The sequence below is a fragment of the Neobacillus drentensis genome, assembly GCF_036966985.1.
Taxonomy (GTDB): Bacteria; Bacillota; Bacilli; order Bacillales; family Cytobacillaceae; genus Neobacillus; species Neobacillus drentensis_E.
This window is the reverse complement of the sequence record NZ_JBALSN010000522.1, coordinates 1-8445: the sequence shown is the minus strand read 5'-3', so window position 1 is coordinate 8445 and position 8445 is coordinate 1. Positions and strand designations below refer to the sequence as shown.

Here is an 8445-nt window from a genome sequence, read left to right as displayed (position 1 = left end):
ATCATAGAGTATTAGACGGCCTCGTTTGCGGACGTTTCTTACAACGTGTGAAGGAAATACTAGAAAATACTTCAAAATCAACGACTTCGATTTATTAAAACAAAACAACCGCTACCAAGCATGGCAGCGGTTGTTTGTTTTTAGATTGCTTGAAATGTATTTGTACCATAAAATAGTAGTAGGTAGAATTATTTGAATTTTAATTCAATTGAGGAGAGAGGGGGATGAGAAGTTTGAACAATTTAAAGAATCAGTCTTTTCCTTCAATATCAGAACAAGCATGGACAGAAAAAGCAGAGCAATCCTTAAAAGGAAAATCGGTTGAATCTTTACAAACTACTACATATGAAAACATTATTTTGAAACCGCTTTATACCCGTCAAGATGAGTGTCAGGTACCGGAATATCCAGGAGGTTCAGATTTTAGAAGAGGGATCTATCCATTAGGTTATCTGACAAATGATTGGAAGGTTGCCCAACGACTATCCTGCCAATCGGTAGAAGACTTGCATACGAAACTCCATCAATCATTTAAAAAAGGTCAATCAGCCATTTCATTTAATGTCTCGAAAAATCTGTTAGGCGGCGATCAAAACCTAGGAAAGGTTTTAGCAGATTCATATACTCAATATCCCTTTTCAATCGACGCTAAAGAATACCAATCCACTTTTCTCACTGAATTAGAAGCAATAGTAGAACGCGAAGATGCTAGCGAAAAAATCAGCGGATATGTTGGTTCAGATCCAGTTGCCATTTTTGCTAAAGAAGGAGTTATTTCAGAAGCATTTCTGAAAGACTGGGTTAATAACATTAGTAATTCTGCTGTAAAGTTTCCTAACTTGCGTACAATTCTAATTGATACTAGTGCCTATCATAATGGTGGTTCAAGTGCTGCTCAAGAACTGGGGGTTGCAATAGCTGAGGGAATTTTCTATCTTGAACATCTTCAGGATGCAGGCATGGATCTAGATACGATTTTTTCAAAAATGATTTTCCAATTCTCCATTGGCAGCAATTTCTTCATGGAAATCGCAAAGCTTCGAGCTGCCCGATTCCTATGGAGCCGTGTGAGCAGTGTTTATGGAGCTAATGAAGATAGATCCAGGATGAATATTGCTGTTGAAACTTCTACTAACACAAAAACTTTACATGACCCGTATGTTAACCTCCTTCGGGCTGGAAATGAAGCTTTTGCGGCTGTGGTTGGGGGCATTCAGTACTTACATGTGAGTCCTTTCGATGATCTTACAAGTGTCACTTCGTTCTCGGATAGAATTGCTAGAAATACTCAATTGCTTTTGAAGGAAGAAGCACATTTGCAAAAGGTTATTGATCCTGCTGGAGGTTCTTGGTATGTGGAACATCTAACCAATGAACTTGCTGAAAAAGCTTGGGGATTTTTTAAACGTATTGACGCAAATGGAGGCATTTTAGAAGTACTAAAATCTAAATGGTTGCAACAAGAGATAGCAGCGGTCTATGAAAAAAAGATTCATGATATCCAAACAAGAAGGAAAAGTATTGTGGGAACAAATGTCTACGCCAATCTGGATGAAATGGTTACATATAAAAACCCGCCAGAGAAAAATTCAGATTTTGCAAATGGTGATAACTCGTTAATAAATATAGAGGCTATTCCAAACCGAAGATTGGCAGAACCATTCGAAGAATTACGAAAAAAGTCAGTTGATCTCGAAGGAAAAGTAGGATTTAAGCCCTCTGTAGGTATGATTTGTCTCGGAGGAATAAAACAGCATAAAGCAAGGCTTGATTTTATGAAGGGATTTCTCGCAGCCGGTGGTTTGAAAGCGCTTATAAGTAATTCTATTATAACTGTTGAAAATGCCAGAAAATTCGTTTTAGAACATCCTGCAAAGCACTATTGCATATGCGGAACGAATGATCAATATGAAATAATTGGACATGACATCCTAAAGATTCTTAAAACTGAATTTCCTGAGCGGACTTTTTACTTAGCAGGACTGCCAGAAAAAGAAAAACAGGATCTGTGGATGGATGAAGGTATTAAGCAGTTTATCCATGTGAAAAGCAATTGTTATGAAACGCTGTTGTCCATTCTAAGGGAGTTGGAGGTGAGTAAGGTTGAAGAAACAAAAGCCTGATTTTCAAAATATATCCTTATTTGACGAACAGAAATTTATCAACAAAGAAGAGTGGCAGCAAAAAGTCGATCAAGAAATAAATGGTTCGTTCGATGATTTACTGTTTGAGACGAATGAACAAATCAGTCTAAAACCGCTTTATACAAAAGAGGATCGTAATGATCTTCCACATATTGATGATCTTCCAGGGCTCCCTCCTTATACAAGAGGACCGTATCCAACCATGTATGTCAACCGTCCCTGGACAGTTAGACAATATGCAGGTTTTTCAACAGCAGAGGAAAGCAATGCTTTCTATCGCCGTAATCTAGCAATGGGACAAAAGGGATTATCAGTTGCTTTTGATTTAGCCACACATCGCGGCTATGACTCCGATCATCCACGAGTGGTTGGTGATGTCGGTAAAGCAGGGGTTGCGATCGATTCCATTCTTGATATGAAGACATTGTTTGAGGGAATACCGTTAGACCAGATGTCCGTATCAATGACCATGAACGGGGCAGTTCTGCCGATACTTGCCTTTTTCATCGTGACTGCTGAAGAACAAGGTGTAAGTCAGGGGAAACTGGCAGGTACCATTCAAAATGATATTTTAAAAGAATATATGGTCCGAAACACTTATATTTATCCACCTGAAATGTCTATGAAAATAATAGCTGATATCTTTGAATATACGTCCAAACACATGCCAAAGTTTAATAGTATTAGTATTTCCGGTTATCATATGCAGGAGGCGGGCGCACCAGCGGATTTAGAACTGGCATACACTCTTGCAGATGGCTTGGAATATGTACGTACAGGTCTTAAGGCAGGTATTGAAATCGACTCATTTGCGCCAAGATTGTCCTTTTTCTGGGCAATTGGGATGAATTACTTCATGGAAGTAGCTAAAATGCGCGCTGCTCGATTGATTTGGGCAAAAATGATGAAATCATTTTCCCCAAAAAACGAAAAATCATTAGCGTTACGGACACATTCGCAAACATCAGGCTGGAGTTTGACTGAGCAAGATCCGTTTAATAATGTCACTCGTACCTTGATAGAAGCACATGCTGCTGCGATGGGGCATACCCAATCTCTGCATACGAACGCATTGGATGAAGCAATCGCACTGCCAACCGATTTTTCTGCGCGGATTGCCCGTAACACACAATTATTTTTGCAAGAGGAAACGGGGATTACTAATGTCATCGATCCATGGGCAGGCTCATACTACGTTGAAAAATTAACAGATGAATTGGTTAATAGAGCATGGACACATATTGAAGAGATTGAAAATCTTGGTGGAATGGCCAGGGCAATTGAAACTGGCCTGCCTAAGATGAGAATTGAAGAAGCAGCTGCTAGAAGACAGGCACAAATTGATTCTGGGAAGGAAACTATTATCGGCGTCAATCGTTACCGACTAGAAAAGGAAGAAGCGATTGATATTTTGGATATCGATAATACAGCCGTCCGGTTAAAACAAATTGAAAAATTAAATACATTAAAAGCTAATCGCGATGAGAAGAAAGTACAAGAAACGCTTACTAACTTAACGAAAGCGGCGGAAACTGGTGAACAGAATCTATTAGAATTGGCTGTACAAGCAGCAAGGGCGAGAGCCACGCTTGGGGAAATTTCTGATGCAATTGAGCAAGTGGCAAGCAGGCATAAGGCTGTGATCCGTTCAATCAGCGGCGTGTATAGCACCGCATTTAGCAATGAAGAAGAAATTAATGAAGTAAAAAGAATGACCGAAGAATTCTTAGAAAATGAGGGCAGAAGACCAAGAATACTGATTGCGAAAATGGGTCAGGATGGTCATGACCGCGGTGCCAAAGTGATTGCCACGGCCTTCGCTGACCTTGGATTTGATGTTGATATTGGCCCTTTATTTCAAACTCCAGAGGAAACAGCGATGCAGGCTGTTGAAAACGATGTTCATGTTATTGGGATAAGTTCGCTTGCTGCAGGTCATAAGACGCTTCTCCCGCAATTGGTGGAAGAATTAAAAATGATTGGCAGAGATGATATTCTGGTTGTGATTGGCGGCGTTATCCCAGCACAGGATTATCAATTTTTATATGACCACGGTGCTTCAGCTATCTTTGGACCTGGTACAATTATTCCTGTTGCCGCACAAAAGGTCGTCAAGGAGATTTATCACAAACTCGGTTATGAGGAAGTGTCTTAATAATGTCTCTTGATCAAAAGCCGGAATGGAGCGATCCAAACGAACCAGATAAATGTTCAAGTGTGATAAGAAAAGGCCAAGAGCAAGAGGGGCAAGCATCATCCATCCAACCAAATATCCGCTTTCAAAAGCGCAAAAATTCTGAACCGGCGGTGGAAGAACTTTATGAAGGAGTCATACGGGGCGATAGGAGTCTTTTGGCTAGGGCGATTACGCTTGTTGAGAGCAATGCAGAGCAGCATTTTCAAAAAGCACAACAGCTCCTGCAGAAACTCCTGCCTAAAAGTGGTCAAGCTATCCGAATTGGAATAACAGGTGTTCCCGGTGCAGGGAAAAGTACCTTTATTGAAACATTTGGTACGTACCTTTGCAGCTTAGGGCATCGTGTAGCGGTATTAGCCATTGACCCAAGCTCAAGCATCAGCGGCGGCAGTATCCTTGGAGACAAGACAAGGATGGAGCAGTTATCAAGGAACCCTCGTGCCTTTATCCGTCCTTCTCCCACCGCAGGAAAACTAGGCGGGGTTCATCGGAAGACGAGAGAGGCCATGCTAATTTGTGAGGCAGCCGGTTTTGATGTCATCTTAATCGAAACAGTCGGGGTTGGGCAAAGTGAAGTGATTATTAGAGATATGGTAGACTTTTTCATGCTGTTAGTTCTTACAGGTGCGGGCGACGAATTGCAAGGGATGAAAAAAGGGATTATGGAATTGGCTGATGCCGTCCTTGTTCATAAAGCAGATGGGGAGAACAAACAAATCGCTGAGCAGACGAGAAAAGAGTATAATCGCATCCTTCATTTTCTGCATCCCGCCACAAAGGGCTGGGCAACTAAAGCCTATACATGTTCTTCGTTGACTCAAGAGGGGATAAGTGATGTTTGGAATGTCATTCAGTCCTTTGAGCAAAAAGGTAAAACATCAGGTGTGCTATTTGAAAGAAGAAGAACCCAGGCGAAAGAATGGCTCTATTCGCTGATAACTGACCAACTTCAATTTCATTTTTTTCATCATAATGGTGTGAAAAGTACCTTATCTACTTTAGAAAATGAAGTAATCGCTGGAGAAAAGACAGTGGCTACAGCTGTTGATGAGTTATTTACTATTTATTTAGGATAGAAAAGTGAAGCAGCCATTAAATTCTTCTACAGTATTAGGATTCTACATTTGAAAAAAACATATTTTTACTGTTAATATGTATGTATAGGCATAAATCTAAGGAGTGAATTTAATGAGCATGGATTTTAATTTCTTTATGAATGATGTTGTGAAACAGGCACGTCAAGAAATCGTGTCTGCCGGATATAAAGAATTGACAACACCTGAGGAAGTGGAAGCAGCACTTGACCAAAAAGGGACTACTTTAGTCATGATTAATTCCGTCTGTGGTTGTGCTGGCGGCGTGGCGCGTCCTGCAGCAGCACATGCTCTGCATTATGATAAGCGCCCTGATCACTTTGTCACTGTTTTTGCAGGACAGGATAAGGAAGCAACTGAAAAGGCTAGAAGCTATTTCACTGGTTATCCGCCATCCTCACCGTCATTTGCCCTATTAAAGGATGGTAAGATTATTTCAATGGTGGAAAGACATCAAATAGAGGGCTATGATCCTGCAACAGTTGTATCCAAACTTCAAAATGAATTTGATCAACATTGTGAAGAAGTATAATAGACGAATATGAAAAAAGCCAAATCATAAATTGATTTGGCTTTTTTTCTTGTCGAAATGAATTTTTTAATGTATATTTATTAATTATTTCGCAATTTTAATCATAACATAGAGGAGTTTTTCATCATGAAAAATGTGTTAAAAAATTATTTAGAAAAAATTCAAAATAGATTATGGGAGATTAGTGATACACTGTACAATCATCCCGAATTAGGGGATCAAGAATTTGAATCTAGTAAACGGTTAATAGAGTTCCTTGAAGAACATAATTTTGTTGTAGAAAAGGGAATCGTTGGCAGGCCAACATCTTTTAAAGCCGTTTATGATAGCAAGAAGGATGGCCCAACGATTGCTTATTTATCTGAATACGCCGCGTTGCCTGAGGTTGGGCATGGATGCGGCCATAATTTGATCGGGACGATGAGTGCCGGGGCTGGAGTAACTTTAAGTAAAGTAGTAGATGAAATTGGCGGGCGTGTGGTTGTCTTAGGAACACCTGCTGAAGAAACAAATGGTGCCAAAGTGCCGATGGCTGAACAAGGCATTTTTGATGATATCGATGCTGCGATGATTTTACATCCTGCTGATGAATCCTATGAAAGTGGTGAATCTCTAGCAATGGATGCGATTCAGTTTGATTTCCGTGGCAGGACCAGTCATGCAGCGGCTTCCCCAGAGATGGGAATTAATGCACTGGATGCAGTCATTCAATTATTTAATGGGATCAATGCGCTTCGTCAACATGTAACTTCAGATGTTAGAATCCATGGAATTATTAAAGAAGGCGGAGTAGCAGCGAATATCGTCCCAGATAAAGCCGTAGCTCAGTTTTATGTTCGTGCCAAGGATCGCAGCTATCTAAATGAAGTGGTTCAAAAGGTAATTGGCATTGCAAAAGGGGCATCTTCGATGACAGGGGCAGAGGTGCATATCGAAAATTATGAATTAAGCTATGATAATATGGTGACCAATCAAACGCTGTCCCAGTTATTTACTGCCAATCTGTTAACTACCGGTGTTAAGCAAGTAAAGAAAGCGAAAGACTCATATGGTTCCATTGATATGGGAAATGTCAGTCATGTTGTGCCAGCCATTCATCCTTATATTGGCCTTGATTCGCNNCTGGCATTAACTGGATATGATTTAATTACTAACAAAGAAGCATTGGAAAAAATGAAAAATGAATTTAGTCAAACAGTAGTAAACTAACTTTTTTCTAATGGCATCTCTTTCCAAAGAGGTGCTTTTTCATTGTTTATTAATATTGTTTTAATATAAACAAGTACAGAATCTTTAGAAAATTTTTATATTAGAAAAATATCTTTTCAAAATAAAATCTATGTGTTAATATTCGTTTTGTTGAATAAAAATTCAAATAAAAATAAGTCGATATTTTTTATCATAGGAGGATACATCATGAAAAAAACAGTTTTATTTTTTACGATGATTTTAACATTGGTAGTTTTGGCTGCTTGTGGACAGAGCAATAAAGATGGGGCTAATGGAGAAAAGGCAGCAGATAAGAAAGTTTTAACAATGGCTACTTCCGCTGATTTTGCTCCTTTTGAATCAAGAGATCCATCAGGTAAGGTCGAGGGCTTTGATATTGATTTAGCTAATGCCATTGCTAAAGAATTAGGTTACACACTAGATATAAAAGACATGAAGTTTGATGGGTTAATCGGTGCATTACAGGCAAAACGTGTGGACATGGTACTTGCTGGTATGTCTGCAACTGAAAAGCGCAAGCAAAATGTTGATTTCTCAACAGCATATAACCATTCAGGTGAGATGTTTATCACTCTAAAAGATTCTAATATTAAAACAATCGATGATCTTAAAGGAAAAACAGTTGGAGTACAGTTGGGAACCATTCAAGAAGAGGGTGCAAAAACTCTTCAAAAAAAGGTTGATTTCACGTTAAAGCCATTAGATAATGCAACAACATTAATTCAAGAGCTATTATCAAATCGTATCCAGGTTGCTTATATGGATAAATCAGTTGCAACCGGATATATAAAAGAACAAGGTTTAGGCGGATTTGATGATCCGACGACAAGTTCTCCTGGTATGGCTGTTGCTTTTCCAAAAGGCAGTGACTTAACTGAAAAAGTAAATAAAGCTCTAAAAGACTTGGAGAAGAATGGAAAACTCCAAGAATTAAAGGACAAGTGGTTAAAAGACCAGCAATAAGCATAAACTGAATATCAACAAGACAAATGCAGCAAAGAAAATTATAAAGTGAGGTGTAAGGCATGAATTTGGACTTTAGCCAAATTGTGCCTTATATTCCTTTTATTTTAGAGGGAATATGGGTTACATTAAAATTTGTTATTATTTCTATTATATTAGGTTTTATCCTTGGTACAATTTTAGCTTTATGTAAAATATCACGTATCAAAGCATTAAATTGGTTTGGGGATCTATATACATCTATTTTTCGTGGAACTCCATTAATTTTACAATTGATGTTAATTT

7 protein-coding genes are annotated in these 8445 nt (G+C 38.9%); all 7 read left to right on the top strand.

The window, feature by feature from the left end:
* The first annotated feature begins 224 nt into the window (after positions 1–224).
* Positions 225–2123 carry a methylmalonyl-CoA mutase subunit beta gene (locus tag V7659_RS27105; protein ID WP_335543181.1) on the top strand — a complete coding sequence of 633 codons (1899 nt, stop codon included), beginning with the start codon at positions 225–227 and terminating at the stop codon, positions 2121–2123.
* Positions 2104–4299: a methylmalonyl-CoA mutase gene (gene scpA / locus V7659_RS27100; protein WP_335543180.1), complete on the top strand. Its 2196-nt coding sequence runs from the start codon at positions 2104–2106 to the stop codon at positions 4297–4299. The genes V7659_RS27105 and scpA overlap by 20 nt, the downstream gene beginning before the upstream one ends.
* A gap of 2 nt (positions 4300–4301) precedes the next feature.
* Positions 4302–5417 (top strand): methylmalonyl Co-A mutase-associated GTPase MeaB, encoded by a 1116-nt coding sequence (meaB, locus tag V7659_RS27095; protein WP_335543179.1) that lies wholly within the window; start codon positions 4302–4304, stop codon positions 5415–5417.
* 112 nt (positions 5418–5529) lie between these two features.
* Positions 5530–5967, top strand: coding sequence for a BrxA/BrxB family bacilliredoxin (locus V7659_RS27090; RefSeq protein ID WP_335543178.1), 438 nt, complete (start codon positions 5530–5532; stop codon positions 5965–5967).
* A gap of 126 nt (positions 5968–6093) precedes the next feature.
* The gene (locus tag V7659_RS27085; RefSeq protein ID WP_335543177.1) at positions 6094–7176 is read left to right on the top strand and encodes a M20 family metallopeptidase; all 1083 of its coding nucleotides are present in this window, start codon (positions 6094–6096) and stop codon (positions 7174–7176) included.
* Between the two features lie 207 nt (positions 7177–7383).
* Positions 7384–8160, top strand: a complete 777-nt coding sequence (locus tag V7659_RS27080; protein ID WP_335543176.1) for a transporter substrate-binding domain-containing protein — start codon at positions 7384–7386, stop codon at positions 8158–8160.
* A gap of 62 nt (positions 8161–8222) precedes the next feature.
* Positions 8223–8445, top strand: a 223-nt coding sequence (locus tag V7659_RS27075) for an ABC transporter permease subunit (protein WP_335543175.1), incomplete at its 3' end; no start/stop codon positions are given.